General features: G+C 47.9%; 1 protein-coding gene. It reads right to left on the reverse strand.

All coding sequences use genetic code 11. The annotated features are described in order from the left end of the window. Window positions 1–288 (reverse strand): amino acid--tRNA ligase-related protein (locus FDX22_RS27530; protein ID WP_304571836.1); only part of this gene is annotated, 288 nt, incomplete at both ends.

A 288-nucleotide genomic window follows, 5' to 3' on the forward strand; every position in this document is an offset into this window, starting at 1 on the left:
GATAGATTCAGCAATCGCTTTTGCAGAGTCGAAGTTATCCAGATCGGCCATGTTGGTTTCCGGACGGTATTTCTGAATCGCTTCGCGCATGGTCAGTTTTTCAAACGGCTTACCGAAGTCGAAGACTTCTTCACCGTAAGGCACTTCAGTCGTTCCCAGAACGTTCTGCGCCAACGTACGGAACAACGATTCGGTCAGTTCGATCAGATCTTTGTAGTCCGCATAAGCCATGTAGAGTTCCATCATAGTGAACTCTGGGTTATGGCGAACAGAGATACCTTCGTTACG

The organism is Citrobacter sp. TBCS-14, from assembly GCF_005280805.1.
Lineage (GTDB): Bacteria > Pseudomonadota > Gammaproteobacteria > Enterobacterales > Enterobacteriaceae > Citrobacter > Citrobacter gillenii.